Here is a 26,556-nt window from a genome sequence, read left to right as displayed (position 1 = left end):
GCGGCCGGCCGGGGCGGCGGGGTCCGGCCCGGCCTGCGCCCGGCGGGCCCTGCCCGGCCTATGCCCGGGTGGGCCGGGGCAGCAGCGACGCCGGGAGGAGGCCGAGGGCGGCGAGCGCGGCGAGGAGGAACAGCGTGGTGCCCGTCGTGGCGCCCGGCACCCCGGCGGAGCCCGTCGTCCCGGCCGCCACGGCGATGCCGAGGGCCGGCCCGACGTTCATCGCCGTCTGCTTCAGGCCCCCGACGACCCCGGCGTAACCGGGCGGCGCGTCGCCCACGACGGAGGCGGTGGCCGTCACCATGACGGTCGCGAAGCCCGCGCCGAGCACGGCGAACGCGGCGGCCGTCGCGGCCCACGCACCGCCCGCCCCCGACCGCGCGAGCGACGCGATGCCCAGGACGACCAGGAGCGTGCCGCACACCGCGGTGCGCCGCGGGCCGTACCGGCGCAGCGCGGCAGCGGCGACGGGCGCGCCGAGCACCATGAGCGCCGTCAGCGGAAGCACCCGCAGGCCCGCGGCCAGCGGGTCGAGACGCAGTACGTCCTGCAGCTGGAACGTGGCCCGGAACAGGGTGCCGAACAGGCCCGCGGTGGTCACCAGCAGGATGCCGACGGACGCAACGACGGGCACCGAACGGGCCACCGCGCGCGGCACGTTGGGGTTCCCCGCACGCCGTTCGTACGCGACGAGCAGTGCGAGGGCGACTGCCGCGGCGAGGAGTTCGAGCAGCGTCCCGCCGTCCGTCCACCCCCGCGCGGGGATGCCCGACAGCGCGTGGACGAAGGCCGCGAGCGCCGTCGCGAGCAGGGCCGCACCGGCCGCACCGGCCACGCCGACCCGCCCTCCGCCGTGCGGCCGCCGCGGCGCCGGCACGCGGACGGCGAGCGTCAGCGCGGCGATCGCGAGCGCCACGGGGACGTTGACCCAGAACACGGCGCGCCACCCCAGGTGCGTCACCACGAGCCCGCCGAGCACCGGGCCGGCCCCGGCGGCCACCGCGAGCGCGCTCGTACGGACGGCGATCGGCCCGTCCAGCCGGTCCGGCGGGTACGCCAGCCTCAGCAGCGCCAGCGTCGCCGGCTGCAGGAGCGCGCCGAACACACCCTGGGCCACGCGCAGCGCGATCACCCAGCCGACGCTCCCCGCGACGGCGATCCCGGCCGACGCCGCTCCGAAGCCGAGCGCCCCCGCGCAGAGCAGACGCCGGTGCCCGTAGCGGTCCCCGAGCCGTCCGGCGAGCACGAGCAGCGCCGCCACCGCCACCAGGTAGCCGGTGCTGGTCCACTGGACCTCGGCGACGCTCGCGCCGAGATCCCGCTGCAGGCTGGGCTGCGCCACCAGCAGCACGCCGCCGTCCAGGGCGACCATCGCGGCGCCCGCCACGCTCGCCGCCAGCGCGAGCCGCTGCCGTGCGGGGGAGATCATCACGAGGGCACCGGCCCGAGGTGGGAGTCGAGGACGGCCGTGAGGAGTTGCTCCTGGCGCAGCGACTCCTCGCCCGGGTCGTCGGCGCCCAGGACGACCTGGAGACTGCCCCAGGTCCACAGCTGGACGAGGCCGTGCAGGTTCGACCAGAGGGCCGCCGCCGTCACGGCGGCGGGCGGCGCGGCGGCGGCCGTGGCGGCGTCCTGCTCGGCCCGGCACCGGGTGACCAGCTCGACGAGGGCCCCGAAGAGCGGCAGTGACGTCTCGCGCAGCCGAGGACCGCCGCCCGCCTGCGGCGCACCGTCCAGCAGGTCGTGGCGGAACATCAGCTCGAACATGCCGCGGTGGTCCAGCGCGTACCCGACGTACGCCCGGGCGGCGGCCTCCAGCCCGGCGCGCGGCGTGGCAGCCCCGGCGGTCGCGGTCGCGAACCGCCCGTGCAGGTCCTCGAAGCCGCGCCGGGCGATGGCGGACAACAGGGAGTCGTGCGTGGGGAAGTGGCGCCTCGGCGCGCCGTGCGACACCCCCGCCCGCCGCGCGATCTCGCGCAGCCCCACCGACGCGGTGCCCCCGGCCATCACGAGGTCCACCCCGGCATCGACAAGTCGCTCCCGCAGGGAGCCGCCATCGGTCATGGGGGAGTGTCTACCAGCCGTCGTAGACACTGTCTACGGCGCGGCGTTCTCGTCCGTGACCGGCGGGCACCCGGCTACCGGGCGTTGCGCTTCCGTGTCCAGTCCCGTTCCCCGAGGCGCCGGATGCGCCAGCTCGGCAGCGGGTGACGGGCCTCCGTGTGGAGGAAGGTCATCATGTCGATCAGCATGCGGCGAACGTCCGCAAGGGGGACGACCAGGTCTTCCCACTGCTTGTAGTGGGCGTGCAGGCGAACCTGATCCTCGGAGACCCGCTCCAGCCGGCAGCTTTCCACCCCCAGCCGGAGTTCCTCGCCGGCTTCGATCCTGAGCCACTGCAGGAGGACGGAGGACACCGCCCAGTCCGGCCCGCATTGGGAGACGATCTCCTCCGCCGCCCAGACGAGTTCCTGGGGCGCGCCGTCGGGAGCGCTGATGACGGTGGTGCCGAAGGCACCGGCGACACGATGGAACGTCCCGTCCTCGCCCCGGTCGGTGGCCGGTATCTCTTCCAGACCGAAGACCCAACGGTCCCTCGGGACATCCCGGCGCTCGCTCGTCTCGCTCATGGGCACGAGGATTCCAGGCCGCACACGTGACCGGCCCACCTGCCCCGTCCCTCGGGCGGCCGATCCGCCCGTGATCAGAGCTCGCCGCGGAGCGCGGGACTGCCATCCTCACCTGACGGGGCGCGGTACTCCTCGGAGGGCAGCGAATCCCATTCCGTGTACGCGCCGTCGCGTGTCACCATGAACAACTGACGTGACCGGAGGACCGCCCCGACCCGTTGTGCGCGCAGGACGACCCCGGGGACATCCGGTAGCGCGCAGCCCTCCGGCGTGTACCGCAAGCCCGCGCCCCTTGCCTCGGCGTCCGCGATCGCGTCGCTCGTCAGCTCCGCCAGATCCCTCCCGACCAGCGGGATTCCGTCGTACGCGACCTGGGGACCGTTCACGGCGTCGGAAGCGACGCAGAACAGCCCCACGGCTTGGCTCACATAGGCTGTGACGGCCGGCTGAGGAGCACCCACCCCGGGACGGTGGACCTCGACCTTCCACGTCGGCGTGAAGACGGAGTGGTCCCGTGCGCATTCGCCGACCCTCGTCCGGCCGAAACCCTCGGCCGCCTCGACCACTTCGTCGACGCCCATGCCGAACCGGAACGGTCCGACGCCGACAGCCGGCGTATAGGACCACTCGTCCCGTTCGGCGACTCCGGAATCGACTTCGCTCTTGATCACCACGATCGGCCCTCCAGAGGCATCCCGCCTGCGTGGACGTCCGTGCGGGCGAGCTCGGCGAGTTGCGGGAGCCGTCCCGCACGGAGCAGCAGATCCATGTGCCACAGATGGGAGTCGTGCCGGTACGGATCGGGGGAGCAGCACTCGGCGTGGGCCCCGGCCAACGCGATGGCCGCATCCCGATCCCGGCGCTCCTCCGCTGCCTCGGCCTGCTCGAACCAATCCACCGGACGGGTGTCGCGTGACGCCGCGTCGCTCATTCCCCGCTCCGGTGAGCGGTCACGGAGACCGTCAGGTACGTCTCGCCCGGAGCGGGCGGGCGCGTCCACGACCGGGTACGGAAGGTGTGCAGACGTCCACGGGTCAGCGCGAAGCGCGGCAGCGACACCCCGAAGTGCTCCGCCACGGCGCGGAGCGCCCGCAGTTCGCCCTCGCGGTGGAAGTCCTCCGGCGTGAACAGCCGCCCGGGCTCGAATGCCTCCGGGACGTGCCCGCTGCTGCTGACCTCGGTCCTGCGTACCGTGAAGGCGTAGCGCTCCTCGCCACCCTCGGCGACCGACAGGTGGAACACGTCCTGCGTCCCGTCGAACCGTGTACCGGGCGCGCTCCAGACGACGAGCGCGCGCCCCGTGCCGGACGCGGCCGCCACCGGGGAGACGAAGCGCTGGTCGGCGAATCCGCCCGGCCGTCCGTCGAAGGCGAAGCTCCAGCCGTCCCCGGCGCTGCCGACGGCCACCAGTGCCCTGTCCTCGTGCGAGGAGCCCGACTGGCGGTGCCACATGGCCGACGATTGAACCAACACCGGCTCCTGGAGCCCGCCGCCCTCCGCGTCGCCCAGGCGGGCCGGCAGGTCCGCGGGCGCCACTCCCTCCACCAGGACGAAGCGGTACCCCCGCTCGTACTCCGGTTGGGCGGCGAGCCAGGCCAAGCCGTCCGGTTCGGTTTCGGCGTCCGGCGCCGGCGCCTCGCCCGGTTCACCGGCACGGGGGGTCGACAGGATCAGCCGTCCGCGGGCCTCCGTGATGACGGGAGCGAGAACCGGGTCCGCCAGCAGGCCGACGGGGGCGAGGTGGTCCGGTCCGAGCGGTTCCCACTGCGGGAGCGCGCGGGCCAGGACGCGCCACGCGGTGTCCGTGCGGCCCCAGCGGGCGTGCTCGCGCGCCTCGTCCACGGCACGTCCGAACACACCGGCGGCGGTGTACTGGAACGCCCCGTCGCGGGTCCGTTCCACGAGGGCGTCCCCCGCCCGGCGGGCCTCGTCCGTCGCGCCGCGCATCCGGAAACCCCATGAAGCCTCGTCGTGCGAGGAGCGGACGTGCTCCATGGCCAGCAGCGGCAGCAACTCGGCGCCGTACACCGGGTGCAGGGCCAGGCCCGCGAAGTCCGCGAGGTAACGGCGTCCCAGGAGCCACCGGATCTGGTCGAGCAGCGGCTTCGCCCGTGGCCGGCCGAACTCCTCGGCCCGCGCGAGCACGGTCTCGGCCCGAGCGTACCGTCCGGCCAGCGCATCGCGCCTGGCCGCCTCGACGTCCGCGTCGAGCGCCTCGGTCGTGGCGTTCACGAACTCCCGGCCGGAACGCTCGCCCCGGTGCACCGACAACTGGTGGAACTCGGCGTACATGGCCTCCATGAAATCCCGGAACGACGCGTGGCGTTCGGGGAGGTCACCGGACCATCCCTTGTAGTGGGAGACGGCCCACTCCCCGTCCTCGTCGACGTCGCCCGGGTCCATGAGGACATAGGTGATGTCGGACTCCACGTCCAACTGCAGCGCCCGGGCCCACATTCCGGCACGCATCGCCTCCTCGGGCGTCGGGTCCTCGTCCAGGGCGTCCTCGTAGAGCTCCGCGAAGCCGACCTCGTCCTCGAACCAGCGGGCCCCCTGTGTGCCGGCCAGCAGCGAGACGAATCCGCCGGCGTGCCGCCAGCCGTCCGTCACCTCCAGGAACGCCCGGTAGGACGGCGGCAGCCGGCGCCCCAACCGCCGCTCGGCCTCCGCCATGCGTTCGGGGCTCGCGGGGGCGAAGCCCAGCCAGCGTTCGCGCAGGGCCCGCGCCTCGTCCTCGGAGGGAGACGCGTCGGGATCCTGCGCATCGGCCCACTCCCCGCTCCAGCGTGCGAGGAAGGACCGCCAGTCGAAGTCGGTGTCCGTCACCCGTCGATCCTGACATGCGGCACCGACAACGCCCCGTGCCCGTCCCGTACGGGTGTCGGATACCTGCGGTCATGCCGCTGACGGGGCATCGGGAGGGTTCGGCGGCCTCCGAGACCGCGCGACCTCGTGCCGCCCGCGGATCGCCGCGGGGTCGCTCACCGGTCGCGTTCCGCGCCTTCCCGTGTGCCGGAGAACTCCGCGCGGACGGCGTCGGTGTGCTCGCCCAGGGCTGGCACCGCCCCCATCAGGGCCTCGCGGCCGCGTACCGTCACCGGCGGGAGCAGTCCGCGCAGCGGGCCGGACGGCGTGGCGAACTCCCGCCAGCGGTCGCGGGCCTCCAGTTGGGGGTGGGCCGCGAACTCCGCGACCGACCGCAGCCTGGCGTTGGCGATCCCGGCGCCGTCCAGCCGCTCCAGGAGTGCGTCCGCCGGGAAGGCGGCGAAGTGCTCCTCGAGGATCGCGGTCAACTCGTCGTCGTGGGCGTGGCGCAGCGGATTGTCCGCGAACCGCGCATCGCGGACGAGTTCGGGCCGCTCCAGCACCTTCTCGCACAGCGCGACCCAGTCCCGGTCGCTCTGCACGCAGACGAAGACCTCCGCGCCGTCGCCCGCCCGGTAGTGGCCGTACGGCGAGATCGACGGGTGCCGGGCACCGCTGCGGGCCAGCGGCGCGTTCCCGTACAGGCCGTGGAAGAGCGGTTGCCCCAGCCACTCGCCGAGCGCGTCGAGCATCGCCACGTCGAAGGCGCTCCCCTCGCCGGTGCGTTCGCGTTCGTACAGGGCGGTGAGGATGCCGGTGTACGCGTACATCCCGGCCGCGACGTCGGCGATGGAGACGCCCGCCCGCGCGGGGCTGTCCGGTGTGCCCGTGAGCGACACCAGCCCCGACTCGCACTGCACCAGCAGGTCGAACGCCTTCTTCGCCGCGTAGGGTCCGTGGTCGCCGTAGCCGGAGACACCGCACCAGATCAGCCGTGGATGCCGTGCGCGCAGTGCCTCCGCGCCCAGGCCCAGGCGGCCCGCGGCGCCGGGGGCGAGGTTCTGCACGAAGACGTCGGCCCCGGCCAGCATCCTGTCCAGCAGCGCCCGGTCGGCGTCCTGCTTGAGGTCCAGTACCACGCTCTCCTTGCCGCGGTTGCACCAGACGAAGTACGCCGACTGCCCCCGGGCCGCCCTGTCGTAGTCCCGTGCGAAGTCGCCGCCCGGCCGTTCCACCTTGATCACCCGGGCGCCCAGGTCCGCGAGTTGGCGGGTCGCGAACGGCGCGGCGACGGCCTGCTCCAGGGAGACGACGGTGACACCGTCCAGTGGCTGCCGCACTGCCCGGTGCCGAGACTGCTGCTGTGACTGCTGCAAGGTCGCGCTCCTGGTCTGGGTGCGGTCGGGAACGGTCAGAGGTCCACGGTCGTGCCCAGTCCCTCCGCGCGGGCCACGGCGTGGACGACGTGGGCGGCGGCCACGTCCAGCGCCGCGTGCCCGGTGGACTTGAAGAGGGTCAGCCCGTCCCCCTCGCCGCGCCCGGGGTGGTCGCCCGCGAGCACCGAGCCGAGCAGGACGACGTCCCGGCCGGGGGAGAGGTCCTGCAGTTCGTGGGCCCCGGCCGGGGGAGGGGAGCCCGCGGCGCCCTGCCACTCGGCGAACAGGGCGGCGTCCCGTACGGTGTCCGCGTCGATCTCGGGGCCGTGGGATCCGCCGACCGAGCTCACGTGCGTGCCCGGTGCGAGCCACGAGCGGCGTACGACCGGACGTGTTGCCCCGGTGCAGCAGAAGACGACGTCGGCCCCGCGCACCGCCTCCTCGACGCCCTCCGCCGCGCGCGCCCCCGGATGGCGGGCCGCGGCCTCGCGCACGGCCCGCGGATCGCGGCCGGCGACGACGACCTCCGCGCCCGGGTGGAGTTCCGCCAGCAGGCCGATCTGGGTGCGCGCCTGGGCCCCGGTGCCCACCACGGTGTGGCGCACCGCCCCGGGGCGGGCCAGCACGCGCGCGCCGAGCGTCGCCGCGGCGGCGGTACGCACGGCCGTCAGCGACTCGGCGTCCATCAGGGCCAGGGGACGTCCGTCGTGCTCGTCGAAGAACGCGACCACGCCCCGGTGCGCACCGCGCCCGGGCCGCGCCGGGTCCCCGAACACCGACACGAGCTTCGCCGCCAGGCCCAGCCCCGGCACGTGGCCCGGCATCGCGCCCAGCAGCCCCGCCGGGGTGCGCGCGGCGATCCGTGGCGGGGCCGACACCTCGCCGCGGCTGATCGCGACGAGGGCCACGGCCACGGCATCGACGACACGGCGCGTGTCGAGCGCGGCCCGGGTCTGCGCGCGGTCCAGGACGAGGACACCCCTCACGCCGCGCCTCCCTGGGGGCCGGTCAGCACCCGCAGGAGTTCGTCGGCGGCGTCGCGCAGCGCGCGCTCCAGGGCGGGCAGCCGGGCCCCGTCGAACTCCGCGTCCGGCCCGACGACGGTCAGCGCGCAGACGGGGGCGCCGGGGCCGGGCGTCACCGCGCGGCTGACCGAGGCGATCAGCCTCTCGTTGCGCCCGCGCTCCACGGCGACCCCGGTCCGCTCCGTGCGCGCGATGTCCGCCAGCAGCCCCGCCTCCCCGTCCAGCGGATGCCCGTCGGCCTCGGCGGGACGCAGGTAGGGTGCGCGGGCCGCCGGTTCGAGCGCCGCGACCAGCGCCAGCGGCCCGGCGAAACGGTGCACGGGCAGCGCCTCGCCCAGCAAGTGGCTGATCACCGCCAGCCGTTCCGGCCGGACGACGTCGACCACCCGGGACCGGTCGGCCTCCAGGACCTGAAGGTTGACCATCATCCCCGTGACGTCGGACAGTTCCCGCAGCACCGGCTTGGCCAGGGCGGTCAGCGAGTTCCCCGCCGCGGCCGCCGACATCCGCAGCACCGCGGTACCGGGCAGGTAGCGGTCGCCCGCCCGCAGCACCCAGCCCCTGCGCACCAGGTCCAGCAGGATCCGGTACGCCGTCGCCCGGTGCAGGCCGACCTCGACCGCCAGGTCCGTCAGGCGGACGGGACGCGGCGCGCGGGTGACGGCCTCGACCAGGTCGAGCGCCTTGTCCACCGCGGTGCGCGGGGCCTCGGACATCGCGGGCACTCCTCCTCGTCCTGCGGCGGCTGGAGTACAGTACCGACCGTTTCGGCAGACGATACAGATGTCACGCAGGCTGCAACAGTCGAGGTGAGCATGGCCGACCGGTCCCAGGGCGCCCCCACTCCCCACGCGGCGCCCGCCGCGGGCACGACCGCGGTCTACCGCGGCGCGACCCTCTTCGACGGCACCGGCAGCCCGCCCCGGCCCGCGACCACGATCGTCACCGACGGCGAGACGATCCGCGCGGTCGCGCCCGACACCGGCCTCGCCTCGCGGCTCCCCGCCGGCGCCGAGGTGTTCGACCTCGGCGGACGTTTCGTCGTCCCCGGCCTGATCGACACCCACCAGCACCTGGCCACCCCGCCCGACCGCCCCGCGGCCGAGGCGGCGCTGCGCCGCCACGTGTACAGCGGCGTCACCGCCGTCCGGGACATGGCCGACGACCTGCGGCAGATCGGCGACCTCGCCCGCGCCACCCTCGTCGGCGAGATCCCCGGCCCCGACATCCGCTACGCCGCCCTGATGGCCGGCCCCGGCTTCTTCGACGACCCGCGCACCCACCAGGTCTCCCAGGGCGCCGTGCCCGGCGAAGTGCCCTGGATGCAGGCCGTCACCGCCGCGACCGACCTGCCCCTGGCGGTCGCCCTGGCGCGCGGCACGTACGCCGCCGCCATCAAGGTCTACGCGGACCTCGACGCGGACCTGGTCGCCGCCGTCACCGTCGAGGCCCACCGCCAGGGCATCGCCGTCTGGGCCCACGCCACCGTGTTCCCCGCGACCCCGGGCCAGGTCGTCGCAGCCGGCGTCGACACCGTCTCCCACGCCACCCTGCTCGCCTTCGAGGGCAGCCCCGCAGGGCTCACCACCTACAGGACCAAACCCCCCGTGGACCACGCCCGGTTCGCCGCCGGGGACGACCCGCACCTGGAGCGGCTCTTCGCTCTCATGCGCGCGCGGGGCACCGTCCTGGACGCCACCGCCGCCATGTGGGAGAGCGACGAACTCGCCGGCGAGGGCCCCGAGGACGCCGCCCGCGCCCGCGCCAACAGCGAACTCGCCGCCGCCGTCACCGCCCAGGCCCACCGGGCCGGCGTCGCCGTCTCCACCGGCACCGACCACGAGACCGCCCCCGGGGCCCCCTTCCCCGCCCTTCATGACGAACTCGCCTTCCTCGTCCGGCGCTGCGGCATCCCCACCGCCGACGTCCTCCGCTCGGCCACGCTCATCGGCGCCCGCGCCGCCGGCACCGAGGCCGTCATGGGCACCGTCGAACCCGGCAAGCTGGCCAACTTCGTCGTCCTGGACGAGGATCCGCTGCGCGACATCGCCCACCTGCGCAGCGTCACCCTGACCGTCAAGCGCGGACACCGCTTCCCCCGCGCCGAGTTCGAGGACAGCCGGTGAATCCGCCCCGGGAATCCGGCTCGCCGGACGGGACCGGAGGAGCACGACACGTGAGACTGACCGTCGACCCGGTGTACGGCGAGGTGGATCTCGCGGCGTCAGCAGGGGAGTTGACGGCCCTGGCGGACGCGGTGGCCGCGGGTGACGGCTTCATCGGGGCCACGGCGCCGGCGGGCGACGGGTTCCTGGCCGGGGTCGACGTGCGGACGGCGGCCGGTGCGGGGGTGCGGATCGGGGTCGATGCCGCGCGGCGCGTTCTCGTGATCAGCGGTGACCCCGGTGCGAGGGCAGTCCTCGCGGACGAACTGCACGCGATGGCCGCCGCGACGGACGGCGGTCACGTCCACGTCGACCACTTCCCCGACCACCCCTACCTGGCCGAGGGATCGGTGTCCCTGGTGGTGAACAGCCCGCACGGCGGCATGCCGGCCAGGTGACCGGGCCCGGGCCGGCATCCGCGCCGGCGCGGCTGAGCGGACGGACCGCCGGGCCGCGCCCGGGGGATCAACCGCCGTACGGGACGGTGCCGGGCTCGCGCACCATGAACACGTCGACCAGGTCCTCGGTGTCGACGGTGAACCCGTGCCGCTCGTACAGCCGGCGCGCCCCGCTGCCGCGCAGCACGTTGAGCCGGACGGGGACGCCGTCGCGGTCGCACCGCTCCAGCAGCGTCCGCAGGACGGCCGTGCCGATGCCGCCGCCCTGCAGGTGCGGGGCCAGGTAGAAGTGCTCCAGCCAGTGCGCGTCGTCGGCGGGCCGAAGGGCGACACAGCCGGCGAAGGCGCCGTCCACGTCGACGACCCAGGTGTGCTCCGGTACGAAGGCGTCGCGCAGGCGCTGCCGCACGCGCCGCTCGTCGTAGCGCCCGAGCCGTTCCAAGTCGGGCCGCATCACCACGGCGCGTAGTTCCGCGACCGCCTCGACGTCCGTCGCCGCAGCCGGCCGCATGTCCCAGTCCACCGTGCTCACGAGGCCAGTCTGCCGTGCGCGCACCCTGCGCCGTGCACGGGGTTCCGCCCCGCTCCGACGACGGCGCTTCAGGTGACGATGGCGTCCACGCAGCCGCCGTCGACGCGCAGCGCGCCGCCGGTGGTGGCCGAGGCGAGGTCGGAGCTGAGGTACACCACCATGTTGGCGATCTCCGCCGGTTCGATGAGTCGTTGCAGCAGCGACTGCGGGCGGTGCTCGCGCATGAAGAGGCGCTGTGCCTCCTCCCAGGGCAACTCGTCGCCGACCAGCCCCCGGACGAACTCCTCCACCCCGGCGGTGCGGGTCGGGCCCACCAGGACCGAGTTGACCGTGACGCCCGACCCCGCGGCCTTCTTCGCGAAGCCGCGGCCGAGGGCGAGCATGGCCGTCTTCGTCATGCCGTACTGGACCATCTCGACGGGGATCGCCACGCCGGACTCGCTGGAGACGTACTGGATGCGGCCCCAGTCCTGTTCCAGCATCCGCGGCATGTACATCCGGGTGAGGCGGACGGCGGACAGGACGTTCACCTCGAAGTACCGGCGCCATTCGGCGTCGTCGATCTCGAGGGCGTCCCTGGCGCCGTAGACGCCGAGGTTGTTGACGAGGACGTCGACGTCCGGCACGGCCTCGCGGGCCCGTTCGGCGCCCTCCTCGGTGGCCGCGTCGGCTGCGACGGCGACGAAATCGCCGTCCGGCACCTCGTCCCGCAACTCCTTGAGCGCCCGCTCCACCCGCCCCGGGTCGCGGCCGTTCACGCCGACGCGGGCGCCCGCCCGCGCGAGCCCGGCGGCGATGGCCGCTCCGATGCCCTGCGTCGACGCCGTCACCAAGGCGGTCCGTCCGGTGAGGTCGATGCGCATGTCCGCTCCCTGGGGCGAGCCGGTCGACGATCACGGCAGCACGCGCGTGCTCCTCCCAGTCTCCGCCCGGCGCCGTCCCGCCGCGCGGCGAGCGACGGGGACGCCGCTCCGCGACGGCGGTGCCCCCAGGACACCGTGACCTGCGGCAGGACGCGTACCGCGGCGGCGGCGCAGGCCGGCACCCTCAACGCGGCCGGGAGGCCCGGCAGTCCGGGGCGCCGGACGGACCCGCCCCCTCCACCGCGACGGACCAGGGGTCGGCGAACGCGCCGTCCACGCGGGCCGGTTCGGCGGTACGCGTCCCCCGGATCAGCCCTCGGTGTCCTTGCGCAGGCTGGCGAAGACCGCACGGACCCCGGTGCCGTCCGGCTGCTGCCAGCCCGCTTCGACGTGGCCCAGCACGTCGCCCGCGGCGCCGTCGGCCGCGCCGGGCCGCAGGGCACGCGTCAGGCGCAGGACCAGGCGGCCGGCCGGGCCCGCGTCGACGGTGACATCGGTGGTGGCCCCGGGGCCGTCGGCGACGGATGCGGCGCCGGAGACGGCGGCGTCCGCCGGTCCCGCGTAGTGGCGGGCGACGGTCGGGTCGGGCGTGTCGCTGACGCTCTGGGCCTGGGCCTCGGCCTCACCGCGCACCAGGGCGGTCAACTGGGCCACCACGACCGGGTCGTGCGCGCCGTCGTAGATCCAGCGCCGGCCCAGCACCCCGTGCTCCGTGGTCCCGATGAGCGCGTCCTCCGCGCCGGCGAGCGGCGCGCCGCGGTAGGCCATGGGCACGTGGTAGGCGGCGCCGTCCTGGTCGGTGACCACCATGAACTCCACGCCGACCTCGCCCAGGGGGTCGTCCAGGCGGAAGCCGCCCGCTCTCACGAGCTCCGGTCGCCGCCCGGCGCCCGCGTACCAGGGCTGCCTGGGGAGCCAGTCGGTGAGCAGTTCCAGCTTGGTGGGCGTCAGAGTCGTGCGGTGGATGAGCGACATGGCCGGTGGATCCTCCCCTGAGTCCGTACGTGCGGCGGGGACATCGTCCCATCCGGGTCCGACACGCGGACGTCCGGCCGGCCGGGTGACGATCAGCGCCCGTGGGGCCATACGTCGGTAAGGTGACCGTATGGCGAAACAGAAGGTCACCATCACGCTCGACGAGGACACCGTGGCGGCGGTCGACAAGCTGGCCGGCGGCCCCGGCGGCAACCGTTCCGCGTTCATCGAGGCGGCCGTCACCGAACGGCTCCAGCGCACCGAACGCGCCCTGCGTGCCGTCGACTGGCTCGCCGCCCGGGCCCGTCAGGACCATCCCGGCGAGTGGGAGGCCGCGCTCGAGGCCGTGGCCTCGGCCGACACGCGGCGCGGCTTCGAGACCGCGCCTCCGGCCGACCCGGGTCAGGCGGCGTGAGCGGCGGGTACATCCTCGACCACACCGCCGTCCGCGCCCTGGCCCTGGGGCGGCCGTACATGGTGGCCCGGGTCATCCGCTCGGCGCAGACCGCGGTGCCGCTGATCGTCCCGGCGGTCCCCTTCGCGCAGGGCCTGACCGAGTCGGTCCTGGGTGAGGTGTACGAACGCCTCCAGGACGCCCTGGCGGCGCCGTGCTTCGTCTTCCGGGCGCTCGGCGAGGCCACCTGCTGGTCCGTGGCCCAGATCGCCCACGAGCGCGCCACGGACATCGCCACCGCCCACGCCGCGCACCTCGCGCTCTCCACCGGCCTGCCGGTCCTCACCCAGCAGCCCGACGCCTACAAGCGCGTGGACGCCCGGATCGACACCGAGCAGATCCTCTGATCCCGCTGCCGGACCGGCAGCCGGTCCGATGAATCAGATCCGCACCCGTTCGACGGCCGTACGAGGCCGATTTCCCGGGCGCGGGGCCGCCTCGCGGTGGGGTCCGGAACCGTCCCGGACGAATCTCCACGTCTCGACCGCCACAGCGTGGGTAAGTGTGTGGTGAAACGTCCGAAATGAGTGGGGATGGTTTAGATGGCCTCTACCCGACCGAGTATCGAGCAGCACCCCGACCTGCTGGCGCTGCGCGCGGAGTACGAAAGGACGACCGCCACCAACCGGGGCCAGGCGATCGAGGCCATGGGCCTGGTGACCGGCACCTACCTGGCGGCGTCCCCCTGGATCGTGGGCTTCAACGGGCTGTCGACGATAGCCGTCGGCACCCTGATCGCCGGCATCGCGTACGCCATGCTCATGGGCGGCGTGGGCAGGGCCTTCGAGCGCACGCACTCCATGGCATGGGCCGCGGCCATCATCGGCCTGTGGACGATCATCTCGCCGTGGTGCATCGCCGGGAACGTCGCCACGACGCGCACGATCATCAACAACGTGGTGGTCGGCGTCATCGCGCTGGTGCTCGCCCTTGCGGCGGCCTCGATGCGGCCGTCCACGGGTCGTGGGACCCCCACGGACATGAGGGGACCCACGGGAGGCTCGCGCATCTGACCGGCTCCCGCCGGAAACCGTTCCGCCGGACGAGCGCCTCGTGCGCCCGCCCGGCGGTCGGCTTTCCGGGGCCTTCCTCCGCTGCTGCCGCCCTCCTCGGCCGGCGGCAGCGGCGCGGCTACGGCGTCCCGCCCGCCGCGGGACCGAAGGTGACGGGCAGCCGTGCGGGGCCGCGCAGCACGCGGGGCCGCCAGCGCAGCTCCTCGGCCGGCACGGCGAGCGCGAGGCCCGGCAGCCGGCGCAGCACGGTGCCGACGGCGATCCTGCCCTCCAGCCGGGCCAGCGGCGCGCCCAGGCAGTAGTGGATGCCGTGGCCGAAGGCGAGGTGGGCGTTGTCCGCCCGTGTGACGTCCAGGCGGTCGGGGTCGGCGAAGCGTGCCGGGTCGCGGTCGGCGATGGCGGAGGCGACCACCACGGTCGCGCCGCGCGGGATCGCCACCCCGGCGATGGTCAGGTCCTCGCGGGCGAAGCGCGCGATGCCGGGGTTGACCGGTCCGTCCCAGCGCAGGAACTCCTCGATCGCGCCGGGCAGCAACTCGGGGTCCTCGCGCAGCATGCGCAGCTGGTCGGGGTGGGTGAGCAGCGCGGCGATGCCGTTCCCGATGAGGTTGACGGTGGTGATGTAGCCGGCCACCAGGAGCAGGAAGGTCATCGAGACGAGTTCGTGCCGGTCCAGCCGCTGCTCGTCGTCGTGGGTCGCGATCAGCGCGCTGAGCAGGTCGTCCCCGGGGTCCGCGCGCTTGGCCTCCAGCAGCGCGGTGAGGTAGCGGTGCATCTGCTGCCAGGCGGCCTCGATCTTCGCCGGGTCCGGGGGCTGGGGGCCCTGCAGGACCATGTCGTCGGTCCACCGCTGGAAGTCGTAGCGGTCGGAGACGGGGACGCCCAGCAGTTCGCTGATGACGGTGACGGGCAGCGGCACCGCGAAGTCCTCGACGAGGTCGGCCCGTCCGGCCGGGAGGATCGCGTCCAGGAGCTCGTCGGCGATGCGCTGGACGCGCGGCTCCAGTTCGGCCACGCGGCGGGCGGTGAACGCCTTGGAGACCAGCCGGCGCAGCCGGGTGTGGTCGGGCGGGTCGGCGCGCAGCATCGTGCGGATCATCGACTCCCGCTCGGTGGTCGGCAGCCGCTCCATCAGCCGCGGGTCGGCGGCGTCCCGGACGTCGCTGCTCAGCCGCGGGTCGGTGAGGGCCGCCAGGCCGTCCTCGTACCGGGTGACCAGCCAGGCCTCGAGCTCGCCCTGGATGACCGCGCGGCGCACCGGGCCCTCCTGGCGTAGTTCCCGGTACAGGGGGAAGGGATCGGCGGCGAAGGCCGGATCGGTGAACGGAAGGGTGACCGGCTGCTGGCTCATCAGGCCTCCGGGAGTGCGTGGCACCTCATGACGGCAACACTAATGTGCATCGTTCAAGGATAATATGTCCCGTTGTGTCCGGTCAGGGATGCGGTCAGGGACGGCGGCGGAGGGCGGGGAGATGGAGCGGACGACGTGCTGCGTGGTGGGCGGCGGTCCGGCGGGGATGGTGCTCGCCCTGCTGCTGGCCAGGGCGGGGGTGGACGTCACCGTGCTGGAGAAGCACGGCGACTTCCTGCGCGACTTCCGGGGCGACACCGTGCACCCGTCGACCCTCACCCTGCTGGACGAGCTCGGCCTGGCGGAGCGCTTCGCGGCGCTGCCGCAACGCCGCGTGACCACCGTCCAGTTGCCGATCGGTCCCGGCCGGTCCCTGGTCACCGTCTCCGACGTCGGCACCCTGCGCGGCCCGTACAACTACGTGGCGATGGTGCCGCAGTGGGACCTGCTCGCCCTCCTGGCGGACGAGGCGGCCCGCGAGCCCTCGTTCACCCTGCGGATGGGCACCGAGGCGACCTCCTTCATCGAGGAGCGCGGCCGGATCACGGGCGTGCGCCACCGGGCCGCCGACGGCCGCACGGGCGAACTGCGCGCCACCTTGACCGTGGCCTGCGACGGCCGCGGGTCCCTCGCCCGGTCCCGCCCGGAGCTGGGCCTGCGGGAGTTCGGCTGCCCGATGGACGCGTGGTGGTTCCGGGTGCCGCGGCACCCCGACGACCCGCAGGGGCTGGTGGCCGGGGTCGGCGACCGCTTCCTCACCGCGATGATCGACCGCGGCGAGTACTGGCAGTGCGCCGCGCTGATCCCCAAGGGGAGCGACACGGGCCTCCGGGCGGCGGGCCTCGACCGGTTCCTCGCCGCCTTCGCGGCGGCCGTGCCGTGGCTGGGCGACCGCGTACGGGCGGTGCGCTCCTGGGACGAGGTGAAGCTGCTCGACGTGCGCTGCGACCGGCTGGAGCGCTGGCACCGCCCGGGCCTGCTGTGCATCGGCGACGCCGCCCACGCCATGTCGCCCGTGTTCGGCATCGGCATCAACCTCGCGGTCGAGGACGCCGTCGCCACCGCGCGGCACCTCGTCGAGCCGCTGCGCCGCGGCAGCGTCGGACTGCGCGACGTCCGCGCCGTCCAGCTCCGGCGGTGGCCGACCACGGTCGCCACCCAGGGCCTGCAGCGGCTGGCGCACCGCCGCTTCATCGCCCCGGTGCTGGCCGGCCGCTCCCCGCTCGGCGACGCCGACCGGGCGGGAAGGCTCGCCGGACTGCTCAACTCGACGCCCTGGCTGAAGCGGGTGCCCGCGTACTTCATCGGCTACGGCGCCCTGCGCGAGCACCCGCCGGCGGCGTCCGTGCGGTAGGCACCGGCCGGCCTCCGGGGGCCGGCCGGTGGTGTCGTCCGCGGGTCAGACGGCCCGGGCGGCGTTGCGGGCGATCGCGTCCACGACCGCCGGCCACACCTCTTCGGGCAGGTCGTGGCCCATGCCGGGGATCAGCAGCAGTTCGCTGCCGGGGACCGCGGCCGCCGTGGCCCGGCCGCCGCTGTGGTCGACCAGGGGGTCCTGCTCGCCGTGCACGACCACCGTCGGCACCGCCACCGCCCGCAGACCCGCGGTGCGGTCGGGGGAGGCGAGGATCGCGGCGTACTGGCGCACATAGCCTTCCGGCCGGTACGCGCGGTCGTGCGCGGCCGTCACGCGCTCGCGCAGCTCCTCGGGGGACTGCGGGTAGCCGGGGGAGCCGATCACGGCGGCCCGGCGCACCCCCTCGTCGATGACGGCCTCACGCGTCAGGGGAACGCCGTTCGCGCCGGGCATCGCCGCGATGGCCTCCGCCGAGGCGCGGCCGACCGACCGGTCGCCGGTGGTCGACATGATCGAGCACAGCGACAGCACCCGGCCGGGATGGTCGATCACCAGCTGCTGGGCGATCATGCCGCCCATCGAGGCGCCGACGACGTGCGCCGCCGGGATCTCCAGCGCGTCCAGCAGCCCGACGGCGTCGTCGGCCATGTCGGCCAGCAGGTAGGGGACGTCCGAGCGGTCGCCGGACAGCACGGCGCCGATGTCCGGGACGGGGTGCTCGTCGAGCCCCGTCGACAGGCCCGCGTCACGGTTGTCGTAGCGCACGACGAAGAAGCCGCGGTCCGCGAGCGCGGCGCAGAACTCCGCCCGCCACAGGGTCATCTGCGCACCGAGGCCCATGACGAGCAGCAGCGCCGGATCGCCGGGGCTGCCGAAGGTGTCGTACTCGAGCTCGATTCCGTTGGACTTCGCGCGGGGCATGCGGGGCTCCTGGGGGCTCGCGACGGGGGACCGGCTCATACCGTCCAGTCGGTACGATAGTCGCGCCGTCCCCGCGCGGCACCCCCCGGTGCGAGGGGTGGCCGAGGGCAAGGCTGGGTTCATGCTGCCCGCGGCGTCCGGGGTCCGCACCCTGGTGCGCGGGCCGTTCGCATGGTGAAGTGAGGGGTCGTTACATTACACTTATGTAATGTAATGCCCGCTATCGATCGGCATGGGGCCCGTGTCCCGGCACAGAGAGGACCGCGGATGAGCGGCGAGGACCGCGCCGGGAACGCCGGGGACGAGCGGGAGGCCGGCCGCGGTGCCGGCGCGCGGGCCGGTGGCCGGCCGCGGGACCCGGCGATCGAGGAGGCGATCATCCGGGCGACCCGCAAGCGCCTGGTCGCCGACGGCTACTCGCAGATGACCATCGGGGACATCGTGGCCGACGCCGGGGTCACCCGCCCCACGCTGTACCGGCGTTGGGCCAACAAGTACGACCTGGTCGTCGACGCGCTCGCGTACGGCTTCCGCGCCCAGCGCGAGGCGTACCCGGACGTCGACATGGACGCGCTGCCCGGGGTCGAGGCGTTCCGGGAGGCCGTGCGGCGCCTCGACCCCCGCTACCACAACAGGGGTGCGATGGCCCTGCACGGCAACTTCATGGCGGAGGTCGAGCGCGCCCCCGGCCTGCTGGAACAGCTGCGCGAGCACGGGGTGGGGCCCCGGTGCGAGGAGCTGACGCGGACCCTGCTGCGGCTGCGCGAGCGCGGTGAGCTGCGCGAGGACGTCGACCTCGACACCGTCGTGACGCTCTGCTTCGGCAGCTACTTCGCCGACTACCTGCGCACCGGCGGTTCCGGCGCGGACGTGGCCGACCGCGTCGTCGCCACCCTCTGGCCCGCCGTCGCCGCACGTCCCGCCGGCTGACCGGCCGCGCTCCGGGCGTGCTCCGGGCGTGCCGGGCGGCGGGTCCGTGTGACGATGGGTACCTGCGACGGAACCGCCACCCCTGCCCTGGGAGCCGACCGGTGGACGTTCACGAGGCGCTCTACACGACCCGGATCATGCGCCGCATGAAGCCGGACCCCATCCCGCTGGAGAGCCAGTGCCGGATCCTGGACGCCGCGATCCGCGCGCCCAACGGCGGAAACACCCAGCGATGGCACTTCCTCGCCGTCGACGACCCCACGCTCAAGGCCCGGCTCGCCGGGCTCTACGCCTCCTGCCGGCGGCAGGAGTACGACGACATCGCGGCCGGCCTGCTCGGCGCGGCGCCGCACGAGGACGCCGAGCTGCGCGCCGAGTCCCTGGCGCGCATCAGGAGGTCCGGGGACCGCTTCACCGAGCACTTCACCGAGATCCCCCTGCTGGTCTTCGTCTTCGCGGTGGACGACCACGGCGGCGCGAACATCTACCCGGCGATCTGGAGTTCGATGCTGGCCGCGCGCGCCGAGGGCATCGGCGCGGTGCTCACCACGGTGCTGCGCTACGAGGCCGGCACCGTGTGCGAACTGCTGGGCGTCCCCGCCGGGGACGGCTGGCGGATGATCTCCATGCTGGCCTTCGGCTACCCTCTGGGCCGCTGGGGGGTCGCGGCGAACCGGCGTCCCGTCCACGAGGTCTCGTCGCGCAACCGCTGGGGCGCCTCGTTCGGCGCCCGGGTCCCCGAGCCCCTGTGGCCGCCGGACGCCGAAGGCGCCCGCATCGAACCCGACCCCCCTGCGTCCTGAGCGGGCGCGCCGCGGCACCGGCCGACGCCGTCGCACGTCAGGCGGTCGGCGGGCACCGCACCGCCACCAGCGCCACGTCGTCGTTGAGCCGCCCGTCCGTGTGGCGGAGCAGGTCCGCCAGCACCTCGTCGAGCAGCGACTCCGGTTCGCACCCGGCGGCGTCCCGGGGGATGCCGCGGTCGGCCACGGAGTGGACGGGGTAGAAGGCGCCCGAACGGTCCCGGGCCTCGGCGAGGCCGTCGGTGTAGAGCAGGAGCAGGTCGCGCGGCGCGAGCGGGAAGCAGTCCTCCCGGTACGCGGCGGCGTCGAGGCCGGCCAGTCCGAGCGGCGGCGCCGGCGCCGGTCCCGCGAGCGCGGTGACGCGGCCGTCCCGCAGCAGCAGCGGCGGGGGGTGCCCGCAGCTGACCGTCCGTACGAGGCCGCCGCCGGCCGGGAACTCCACCAGGAGCGCGGTGACGAACCGCTCGGGCGCGTCCGCGTCGGCCTCGGCCGCCTCGGCCACGTGCCGTCGCACGCTGGCCTCGAGGGCCGCGGCCAGGCCGGGCAGGGTGCGGTGCTGGTGCGCCGCCTCACGGAAGGCGCCGAGCAGCGCCGCCGCGTCGTCCAGTGCCCGCAGGCCCTTCCCCTTGACGTCGCCTATGAGGAGCCGGACGCCGTGCGGCGTCCGAGCCGCGGCGTAGAGGTCGCCCCCGACCTCGGCCATCCTCTCGGCCGCCCGGTACACCGAGGCGACCCTCAGGCCGTCGATCCGCCGGGGGAGGGGCCGCAGGACGACGTGCTGGGCGGCCTCGGAGATCGCCCGCAACTGGCGCGCCTCGCGGCGGCTGCGGTCGCGGGTGCCGCAGAAGGCGACGAGGAAGACGGAGACCACCAGCAGGGCGGCGAGGTGTATCGGCAGGATGGAGGACCGGAGCAGGCCGTCGTGGACGTCGCAGACCACCGCCGCCGCCAGCGACAGCAGGGCCACCCCGCAGGTGGCCCGCGCCGAGGAGATCGCCGCCGCCAGGGCGGGCGCGGCGATGAGCAGGGACCCCAGGTGCACGTTCGTGGACGTGACGAGACCGATCCCCGTGATGATCAGCACGAGCGCGACCGGGGCGCTCAGCTCGGAGAACCGCAGCGCCCGCCAGGTCCCGGACGGCCTCCGCCCGCGGTGCGCCGCGGGGCGCCCGGCGCGGTGGCCGTGGGGCGCCCTCGTGGCGACCGGGACGGATGCGGCGGGTGCGGGACCTGCCGCACGCCGGACGAGCTTGTGCACGGGTCTGACCTCCTCGCCCGGTCCGCAGCCTCGCTTCGGGAGAGCGGGCCTAGACGGGCGTTTCGTTACATTTAGGACATGTAACGTTAACCGATGTTCGGGGGGTTCCGGCGCGATGGTGGGTTTCGTTACAGTCATTGACGATAACGAAACCGCCTGGCAGGCTGACCCCGAGGGGCGACGGTCACCCCGGGCACCGAGGAGGACGGACGATGGACCACAGGCGAGAGCTGATCGAACGCAGCATCCCGTTCCTGGACGAGGTCATGAACCGGACCCCGGGCAAGGAACTCGAGGACTGGCTGAACGCGACCCACGGTCCGCACGGCGAGCTCTACGACCACCTCGCGCGCCTGGCCCGGCTGGGCGTCGAGGAGGGCTGGGCCGCGAACGTCGAAGTGGACGGCCCGGACTACCGGCGCAGCCTCATCGCGCCGCCCTCCGCCGAGACGCGGTACTTCAGCATCACCGCGGTCTACATGAACGCCGAGGCCCGCTACCGGGGCCAGTACCACGCCCACCCCTACGGCGAGATCAACCTCGTGGCCCCCGTCGACCCCGGGGCGCAACTGGCCGGCCCCAGCGGCTGGCAGGGCCCGGGCTGGACCGCCCCCGCCCCCGGCAGCCACCACTACCCCGAGGTCCGCGGCGGCGCCCTCATCGCGCTGTTCTACCTGCCCGCCGGGCGCATCTCGTACGACATCAGCGCGCCGGGCGGCGACTAGGCCTGGCCTAGGCTGCGGGCGTGGACTCCGTGGAACCCCCTCGTCGCCGGGCCGCCGGCGACGACGCGCGGCGGCACCCGCTGCCCGGCCGTCAACCGATCGTCCCCGCGCGTCGGGTCGGCACGGCCCGGCTGCCCGGCGCCGGACCGGTGACCGCCGGCCACGCGCTGCTGCGGCATCCCGGCGGCGCGCACCACGCGCTGCTGCACCAGGACGGCGCCATCGCGCTGGTCGACCTGGAGGCCGCCTTCGCCGGCCGGCCCGCGGTGCTCGCCACCGTCGCCGACCCCTGGCCCGGGTGGCGCAACAGCGCCTGCTCGGCGAGCGCCGACGGCGCACTCGTCGTCCTCTCCGGGCAGCGTTCGGTGCTGGCCCTGGACGCCCACGGCCGTACCCGCTGGGAGTACCGGCACGGCTGCTGGGGCGACGGACCCCACCGGCACGACGGCCCCGCGCCATGCCCCGGCTTCGCCCGGGGGTCCGTCCAGGCCGGCGCGGACGGCGGGCTCGTCTGGGCGCACGTCCTCCCGGACATCGACCACGGGGACCCGGCCGCCGACTCGTACGAGCAGTGGGTCGTCCTGGACGCCGCGGACGGCACCGTGCTCGGCCTCGCCCGCGTCGAGGGCGGCTCCCAGGGCTCCCACCAACTCCCGCACCCCGACGGCTCCCGGATGATCCTCGGCACGGGTCAGGGCCAGGACGGCTCCCCGGCCTACGCCGGCCACTGGGACGGCTCCGCGCTCACCGTCCAGGAGGTCGGCGACGGCTTCCGCGTCCCCGTCGCCGTCCATCCCGGCGGCGGCGCGTTCCTGAGCACCCCGCACGGCCACGACCCACTCCTGCTGCACCGTTTCACGGACGGCCGCGTCCTGATGGAACGGGACGCCGCGGACCTCGCGGGCGGCGACGGTGAGCACGAGAACGATGACGACGGCGAAGGCCCCGAGCCGGCCTGGGACTTCGTCGCGGGTTTCGTCGACGGGCACACCGTGATCGCCAGCGCCTACGAGGCCCGTCACCACGGGGCGGCCGCGCGGCACTGGCTGCTGGACGCGCTCACGCTGCGCCCACTCGGCCCGGTCGCCTACCCCGGCGGAGAGGGGGACACGGGCACGAGCGACTACCCCGTCGCGCTCGGGGACGGCACCTGGCTCACCCTGGCTTCCGACGGCACCACCCTCAACCGCTGGTCCGCGGAACGCCGTTGACCGCGCGAGGGATCGCGGGCCGCCTCCCTCCGACGCGCCCGGACGCGATCGTGCCCGGCTCCGGGGCCCGCCCCCGCCGGGTCCACGCAGGTCGGCGGCCCTACCATGTGTGTCATGCACACACGTGGGCGAGCGGTAGGCGCCCGGCCGTACGCACCCTGGCGGTGAACCCATGCAGCGGAACGTCCCGGATCCCGCCGAGACGGACACGTCGTTCGCGGAACTGCTGGCCCTGGAGCGGCTGGAGGAGAACCTCTACCGCGGCTCCTGCCACGCCGGGATGCCGTTGCGGGCGTTCGGCGGCCAGGTCGCGGCGCAGTCGCTGATCGCTGCGGGGTCGACGCTGCCCGTCCCGAACGCCCCCGCCGCGAGCGCGCCTGCCCCCGCCCCGGCAGCCCCCGTCGCGCCCGTCCCGGACCTGCTCGTCCACTCGCTGCACGGGTACTTCATCCGCGCGGGCCGCACCGACCGCCCCATCGTCTACGAGGTCGACCGCACCCGGGACGGACGCTCCTTCGCCACCCGGCGGGTGGTCGCGATCCAGGACGGCGAGGCCATCTTCAGCCTCTCCGCCTCCTTCCACCGCCCCGAGGACGGCGACGAGCACCAGGCGGACGCACCCGACGCGCCCGGGCCCGAGGGGCTGCCCGAACTGTGGGAGTCCGGGCGGCGGGGACGGGGCGTGTCCGTCTTCGAGGCCGTCCTCGAGTCGCGCTGCGTAGGCGACCCCGTCAAGGGGCTGCCCGGCATCGGGCAGGGGCCGCGCCAGCAGCTGTGGGTGCGCACCCGCGCCCCGCTGCCCGGGGGGCCGCTGCTGCAGGCCTGCGCGCTGACGTACATCTCCGACATCCGGCTGCTCGCGACGGCCGGCCTGCCCTACGCCGACCACCCCGGTGAGCGGCAGGCCGCCTCGCTCGACCACGCCGTGTGGTTCCACCGGCCGTTCCGCGCCGACGAGTGGCTGCTGTTCGCCATGGAGAGCCCGACGTACGCGTCCTCCCGGGGTCTGGCCAGGGGCCAGTTCTTCACCAGGGACGGCCGTCTGGTCGCCTCCGTCGTGCAGGAGGGCCTGTACCGGCGGCGCCCGCCCCGCTGAACCGCCGCCCCCGAGGAAGGAAGGACGTCATGCCGCAGTCCCCCGACGGCCCGACCGCGCACGCCTGGCAAGCCCTCGGCGGCGCCCCCGGGCCGGCCCACCACGTGACGTACCGGGAGGCCCGCGGCGTGCTGCCCGCGCGGTTGCCGGTCCGCCGCCTGGCCCGGGCCACGGTCGGGGTCTGCTCGCTCGCCGCCGCCGAACTGCTGGCCCTGCGCTCCGGCGGGCCGCCGCCCCCGGTGCGGGTGGACGAGGGGGCCGTGGCCACGGCCTTCGTGAGCGAGCGGCACCTGCGGATCGACGGCCGGGCGGGCACGTCCTTCGCACCGCTGTCCGGTTTCTGGCGGACCGCGGACGGGTGGGTGCGCACCCACGCCAACTACCCGCACCACCGTGCCCGGTTGACGGCCGCCCTCGGCATTCCCGACGCGGGTGAGGGCGGCGACGCGGACGTGACGCCACGGCTGCTGGCGGCCGAACTGGCCGGGCGCACCGCGGCGGAGGTCGAGGAGACCGTCTACGCGGCGGGCGGACTGGCCGTCGCCGTACGGGAGGAGCCGGGCCCCGCCGGGCAGCCCCTCGTGGAGACCGAGCGGACCGACGACGCCCCGGTGCGCCCCCTGCCCCCGGCGGAGCTGCCCGCGGCGGGCGTCCGCGTGCTCGACCTGACGCGGGTCATCGCCGGCCCGGTCGCCACGCGCACGCTGGCGCTGCTCGGCGCGGACGTCCTGCGGGTCGACAGCCCCGCCCTGCCGGAGGACGAGTGGGCGCACGCCGACACCGGGTTCGGCAAGCGGTCGGCGCGGCTCGACCTGTCCGGGGCGGGCCGCACGGTCCTCGAGGAACTCCTCGCCACCGCCGACGTGGTCGTGACCGGCTACCGCCCCGGCGCGCTGGACCGCCACGGACTGGCGCCGGAGGCACTGCGCGAGCGCCGCCCGGGACTGGTCGTCGCGCAGCTCCGCGCCTGGGAGCGCTCGGGGCCCTGGGCCGGGCGGCGCGGATTCGACAGCCTCGTACAGGCGCGCTGCGGCATCGCCTCGGCCGAGGCCGGACCGGACGGCCGCCCCGGCGTCCTCCCCGCCCAGGCCCTCGACCACGGCACCGGTTACCTGCTGGCCGCGGCGGTCCTGCGCGCCCTGACCGACTCCCGCCGGCACGGCGGCGGCCGCCTGCTGAGGCTGTCGCTGGCGGGCACGGCCTCCTGGCTGACCCACGGCATCGGCCCCGGTGACGCCGTTCCCGGCGAGGACCACGACCCCGCCCCCTGGCTCTCCGCCGCCGACTCCGCGTACGGACGCCTGGTCCACGCCCGGCCGCCGCTGGGCTACCGCGGGGCCCCGGCGGACTGGAGCCGCCCGCCGGGCCGCTGGGGCACCGATCCCGCGGTCTGGGGGCAGCCCTGACCGGACCCCGTCCGTGAGCCCGGCCCCGTCCCCGGCCGTCCGCCGCGTCGGGCCGCGGGCCGATCCCCTACGATGCCCCGGCCGAAGACGATCAAGGGGAGGGGCGGCATGGCGACCGACGGAGGAAGACCGTGCCCGCAGTGCGCGGGGCTCAGGGCCGTCCGCCGCGTTCCAGGGGGATCCTCTCGCCCGCCTCGACGGCGAACGGAAGCCGGTTGCCGGCGGGCGGGAGGGGGCAGGTGGCCAGGTCGGTGTAGGCGCAGGGCAGGTTGGCCGCGCGGTTGAAGTCCAGGCGCACCCGTCCCTCGGCGTCCGGGGGGCCGATCTGCAGGGAGCGGTTCGCCGCGTAGGTGGTCACCCCGGACGTCGCGTCCGTGAACAGGGCCATCAGGGCGCCCGGCCGGGAACCGTTGAAGACGGTGAGCCGGTACGTCGCGTCGTCCACCTCGAACTCCACGTGCCCGGGGGCGTCGTAGACGTGCTCCAGCCCCTCCACCGTCGCGCCCACGGTCACCGGACGCGGGGCGTCGTAGGGCACGAACCGGCCCTCGCGCACCCAGCGGGGATCGGGTGCGTAGGCGGGCGTCCCGGTGAAGCCGGTGCGCAGCGGGTTGTCCGGGTGGCGCGGCCGCAGCACGTCGTGCCCGCCGCGCTTGGCGACCTCGACGACGGCGTCGCCGAACCCGGCGTACACGCTGTCGCGCTCGGCGATGACGCCGAAGTCGTGGCGTCCGCGCACGACCGTCCCGTCGACGGTCAACTCCTCGCCGTCGCCCAGCTCGACCACCACATGGCCGTCGGCGGCCGACCAGGCGCCGGGGGCGTCGTCGAAGCGTTCGGCCCCCGGGCCGAGCCAGCGCAGACTGGTGATCGCCAGGAAGCCGTGCGGACCGGCGAGCACCTCCTCCTTGGCGCGGTGCCAGTGCTCCCAGTCCTCGGCGAATCCGGTGCGGTCGACGTCCTGCGCGGTCATGTCCGCTGCTCCCTCGCGTGCCGGGTGTACTCCCTGCTCCGTACAACCGCCGCGGACCGCGAAGTCATCCCGCCGGCGTCGGAGGCAGCGACGGCAGACGGCAGCGGCCCGCCCGGTCGGCGTGCGAGGACGACCGGGCGGGCTCCGCCCTCCAGGCTGCCCCGTCCGCGCCGGCCGCGCAGGCCGGAGGGCGTGGCGATTGCGCCGGACGGGGTGGTGCCTCCCCCGGCGCGGGTCAACGCGCCCGGCCCGTGCGGAGGTTGCCGGCCGCCGTCGGGCGCCGCGTGGCCCT

28 protein-coding genes are annotated in these 26,556 nt (G+C 75.0%); 12 read left to right on the top strand and 16 right to left on the bottom strand.

What is annotated here, in order from left to right; genetic code table 11:
• Positions 1 to 58: 58 nt before the first annotated feature.
• The 9 genes from ABZ479_RS34810 to ABZ479_RS34770 all read right to left on the bottom strand — a co-directional run bounded on the left by ABZ479_RS34810 (position 59) and on the right by ABZ479_RS34770 (position 8,549).
• On the bottom strand, positions 59 to 1,426 hold the full coding sequence (locus tag ABZ479_RS34810; RefSeq protein WP_500465285.1) for an MFS transporter: 1,368 nt from the start codon (positions 1,424 to 1,426) through the stop codon (positions 59 to 61).
• Positions 1,426 to 2,061, bottom strand: a complete 636-nt coding sequence (locus ABZ479_RS34805) for a TetR/AcrR family transcriptional regulator (protein ID WP_500465284.1) — start codon at positions 2,059 to 2,061, stop codon at positions 1,426 to 1,428. The genes ABZ479_RS34810 and ABZ479_RS34805 overlap by 1 nt, the downstream gene beginning before the upstream one ends.
• A gap of 74 nt (positions 2,062 to 2,135) precedes the next feature.
• Positions 2,136 to 2,627: a hypothetical protein gene (locus ABZ479_RS34800; RefSeq protein WP_500465283.1), complete on the bottom strand. Its 492-nt coding sequence runs from the start codon at positions 2,625 to 2,627 to the stop codon at positions 2,136 to 2,138.
• Positions 2,628 to 2,701: 74 nt separating this feature from the next.
• The gene (locus ABZ479_RS34795; RefSeq protein WP_500465282.1) at positions 2,702 to 3,301 is read right to left on the bottom strand and encodes a hypothetical protein; all 600 of its coding nucleotides are present in this window, start codon (positions 3,299 to 3,301) and stop codon (positions 2,702 to 2,704) included.
• Positions 3,295 to 3,525, bottom strand: coding sequence for a hypothetical protein (locus ABZ479_RS34790; RefSeq protein ID WP_500465281.1), 231 nt, complete (start codon positions 3,523 to 3,525; stop codon positions 3,295 to 3,297). Before ABZ479_RS34790 ends, ABZ479_RS34795 begins: the two co-directional genes overlap by 7 nt.
• 29 nt (positions 3,526 to 3,554) lie before the next feature.
• Positions 3,555 to 5,453, bottom strand: a complete 1,899-nt coding sequence (locus ABZ479_RS34785; RefSeq protein ID WP_500465280.1) for an SMI1/KNR4 family protein — start codon at positions 5,451 to 5,453, stop codon at positions 3,555 to 3,557.
• 155 nt (positions 5,454 to 5,608) lie between these two features.
• On the bottom strand, positions 5,609 to 6,808 hold the full coding sequence (locus ABZ479_RS34780) for a CaiB/BaiF CoA transferase family protein (protein ID WP_500465279.1): 1,200 nt from the start codon (positions 6,806 to 6,808) through the stop codon (positions 5,609 to 5,611).
• Positions 6,809 to 6,843: 35 nt separating this feature from the next.
• A complete protein-coding gene (locus tag ABZ479_RS34775) occupies positions 6,844 to 7,794 on the bottom strand; it encodes an ornithine cyclodeaminase family protein (protein ID WP_500465278.1) in 951 nt (316 codons plus the stop codon).
• Positions 7,791 to 8,549 carry an IclR family transcriptional regulator gene (locus ABZ479_RS34770; RefSeq protein WP_500465277.1) on the bottom strand — a complete coding sequence of 253 codons (759 nt, stop codon included), beginning with the start codon at positions 8,547 to 8,549 and terminating at the stop codon, positions 7,791 to 7,793. The genes ABZ479_RS34775 and ABZ479_RS34770 overlap by 4 nt, the downstream gene beginning before the upstream one ends.
• Positions 8,550 to 8,648: 99 nt before the next feature.
• Here ABZ479_RS34770 and ABZ479_RS34765 point away from each other — a divergent pair, with 99 nt between their 5' ends.
• Positions 8,649 to 9,959 (top strand): amidohydrolase family protein, encoded by a 1,311-nt coding sequence (locus ABZ479_RS34765; protein WP_500465276.1) that lies wholly within the window; start codon positions 8,649 to 8,651, stop codon positions 9,957 to 9,959.
• A gap of 50 nt (positions 9,960 to 10,009) precedes the next feature.
• Positions 10,010 to 10,396 carry an Imm32 family immunity protein gene (locus ABZ479_RS34760; protein ID WP_500465275.1) on the top strand — a complete coding sequence of 129 codons (387 nt, stop codon included), beginning with the start codon at positions 10,010 to 10,012 and terminating at the stop codon, positions 10,394 to 10,396.
• Between the two features lie 67 nt (positions 10,397 to 10,463).
• Here the strand turns inward: ABZ479_RS34760 and ABZ479_RS34755 are convergent, their stop codons facing one another.
• The 3 genes from ABZ479_RS34755 to ABZ479_RS34745 form a co-directional block, all read right to left on the bottom strand.
• Positions 10,464 to 10,907 (bottom strand): GNAT family N-acetyltransferase, encoded by a 444-nt coding sequence (locus ABZ479_RS34755; RefSeq protein WP_500465297.1) that lies wholly within the window; start codon positions 10,905 to 10,907, stop codon positions 10,464 to 10,466.
• Positions 10,908 to 10,996: 89 nt separating this feature from the next.
• Complete coding sequence (locus ABZ479_RS34750; RefSeq protein WP_500465274.1) at positions 10,997 to 11,791, bottom strand: SDR family NAD(P)-dependent oxidoreductase; 795 nt, start codon at positions 11,789 to 11,791, stop codon at positions 10,997 to 10,999.
• Positions 11,792 to 12,100: 309 nt separating this feature from the next.
• Positions 12,101 to 12,766 (bottom strand): maltokinase N-terminal cap-like domain-containing protein, encoded by a 666-nt coding sequence (locus ABZ479_RS34745; RefSeq protein WP_500465273.1) that lies wholly within the window; start codon positions 12,764 to 12,766, stop codon positions 12,101 to 12,103.
• A gap of 130 nt (positions 12,767 to 12,896) precedes the next feature.
• Here ABZ479_RS34745 and ABZ479_RS34740 point away from each other — a divergent pair, with 130 nt between their 5' ends.
• The 3 genes from ABZ479_RS34740 to ABZ479_RS34730 all read left to right on the top strand — a co-directional run bounded on the left by ABZ479_RS34740 (position 12,897) and on the right by ABZ479_RS34730 (position 14,233).
• Positions 12,897 to 13,181, top strand: a complete 285-nt coding sequence (locus tag ABZ479_RS34740; RefSeq protein WP_499609416.1) for a ribbon-helix-helix domain-containing protein — start codon at positions 12,897 to 12,899, stop codon at positions 13,179 to 13,181.
• On the top strand, positions 13,178 to 13,567 hold the full coding sequence (locus ABZ479_RS34735; RefSeq protein ID WP_499609414.1) for a hypothetical protein: 390 nt from the start codon (positions 13,178 to 13,180) through the stop codon (positions 13,565 to 13,567). Before ABZ479_RS34740 ends, ABZ479_RS34735 begins: the two co-directional genes overlap by 4 nt.
• A 195-nt stretch (positions 13,568 to 13,762) precedes the next feature.
• The gene (locus ABZ479_RS34730) at positions 13,763 to 14,233 is read left to right on the top strand and encodes an SPW repeat protein (RefSeq protein ID WP_499609406.1); all 471 of its coding nucleotides are present in this window, start codon (positions 13,763 to 13,765) and stop codon (positions 14,231 to 14,233) included.
• Between the two features lie 118 nt (positions 14,234 to 14,351).
• On the opposite strand, the gene ABZ479_RS34725 is transcribed toward ABZ479_RS34730, so the two are convergent.
• Positions 14,352 to 15,584, bottom strand: coding sequence for a cytochrome P450 family protein (locus tag ABZ479_RS34725; RefSeq protein ID WP_500465272.1), 1,233 nt, complete (start codon positions 15,582 to 15,584; stop codon positions 14,352 to 14,354).
• Between the two features lie 121 nt (positions 15,585 to 15,705).
• On the opposite strand from ABZ479_RS34725, the gene ABZ479_RS34720 reads away from it, so the two are divergent.
• Positions 15,706 to 16,938 (top strand): FAD-dependent oxidoreductase, encoded by a 1,233-nt coding sequence (locus tag ABZ479_RS34720; RefSeq protein WP_500465271.1) that lies wholly within the window; start codon positions 15,706 to 15,708, stop codon positions 16,936 to 16,938.
• Positions 16,939 to 16,983: 45 nt separating this feature from the next.
• On the opposite strand, the gene ABZ479_RS34715 is transcribed toward ABZ479_RS34720, so the two are convergent.
• Positions 16,984 to 17,862, bottom strand: a complete 879-nt coding sequence (locus tag ABZ479_RS34715; RefSeq protein ID WP_500465270.1) for an alpha/beta fold hydrolase — start codon at positions 17,860 to 17,862, stop codon at positions 16,984 to 16,986.
• Positions 17,863 to 18,129: 267 nt separating this feature from the next.
• Between ABZ479_RS34715 and ABZ479_RS34710 the strand changes: the two genes are divergently transcribed.
• Positions 18,130 to 18,792, top strand: coding sequence for a TetR/AcrR family transcriptional regulator (locus ABZ479_RS34710; protein ID WP_500465269.1), 663 nt, complete (start codon positions 18,130 to 18,132; stop codon positions 18,790 to 18,792).
• Positions 18,793 to 18,893: 101 nt separating this feature from the next.
• On the top strand, positions 18,894 to 19,595 hold the full coding sequence (locus tag ABZ479_RS34705) for a nitroreductase family protein (RefSeq protein ID WP_500465268.1): 702 nt from the start codon (positions 18,894 to 18,896) through the stop codon (positions 19,593 to 19,595).
• A gap of 37 nt (positions 19,596 to 19,632) precedes the next feature.
• On the opposite strand, the gene ABZ479_RS34700 is transcribed toward ABZ479_RS34705, so the two are convergent.
• The gene (locus ABZ479_RS34700) at positions 19,633 to 20,853 is read right to left on the bottom strand and encodes a PP2C family protein-serine/threonine phosphatase (RefSeq protein WP_500465267.1); all 1,221 of its coding nucleotides are present in this window, start codon (positions 20,851 to 20,853) and stop codon (positions 19,633 to 19,635) included.
• Positions 20,854 to 21,065: 212 nt separating this feature from the next.
• Between ABZ479_RS34700 and ABZ479_RS34695 the strand changes: the two genes are divergently transcribed.
• The 4 genes from ABZ479_RS34695 (at position 21,066) to ABZ479_RS34680 (ending at position 25,291) form a co-directional block, all read left to right on the top strand.
• On the top strand, positions 21,066 to 21,578 hold the full coding sequence (locus ABZ479_RS34695; protein WP_500465266.1) for a 4-hydroxylaminobenzoate lyase: 513 nt from the start codon (positions 21,066 to 21,068) through the stop codon (positions 21,576 to 21,578).
• Positions 21,579 to 21,598: 20 nt separating this feature from the next.
• Positions 21,599 to 22,789, top strand: coding sequence for a hypothetical protein (locus ABZ479_RS34690; protein ID WP_500465265.1), 1,191 nt, complete (start codon positions 21,599 to 21,601; stop codon positions 22,787 to 22,789).
• Between the two features lie 172 nt (positions 22,790 to 22,961).
• Positions 22,962 to 23,885 carry an acyl-CoA thioesterase gene (locus ABZ479_RS34685; protein WP_500465264.1) on the top strand — a complete coding sequence of 308 codons (924 nt, stop codon included), beginning with the start codon at positions 22,962 to 22,964 and terminating at the stop codon, positions 23,883 to 23,885.
• 29 nt (positions 23,886 to 23,914) lie between these two features.
• Positions 23,915 to 25,291 (top strand): CoA transferase, encoded by a 1,377-nt coding sequence (locus tag ABZ479_RS34680; protein ID WP_500465263.1) that lies wholly within the window; start codon positions 23,915 to 23,917, stop codon positions 25,289 to 25,291.
• A gap of 151 nt (positions 25,292 to 25,442) precedes the next feature.
• On the opposite strand, the gene ABZ479_RS34675 is transcribed toward ABZ479_RS34680, so the two are convergent.
• Positions 25,443 to 26,264 (bottom strand): DUF1684 domain-containing protein, encoded by an 822-nt coding sequence (locus ABZ479_RS34675; protein ID WP_500465262.1) that lies wholly within the window; start codon positions 26,262 to 26,264, stop codon positions 25,443 to 25,445.
• Positions 26,265 to 26,556 lie beyond the last annotated feature (292 nt).

It is taken from the genome of Streptomyces sp. NPDC005722, assembly GCF_040630935.1.
Classification (GTDB): domain Bacteria; phylum Actinomycetota; class Actinomycetes; order Streptomycetales; family Streptomycetaceae; genus Actinacidiphila.
Note: the sequence above shows the minus strand (reverse complement) of the source record. Positions and strands in the feature narration are given on the sequence as shown.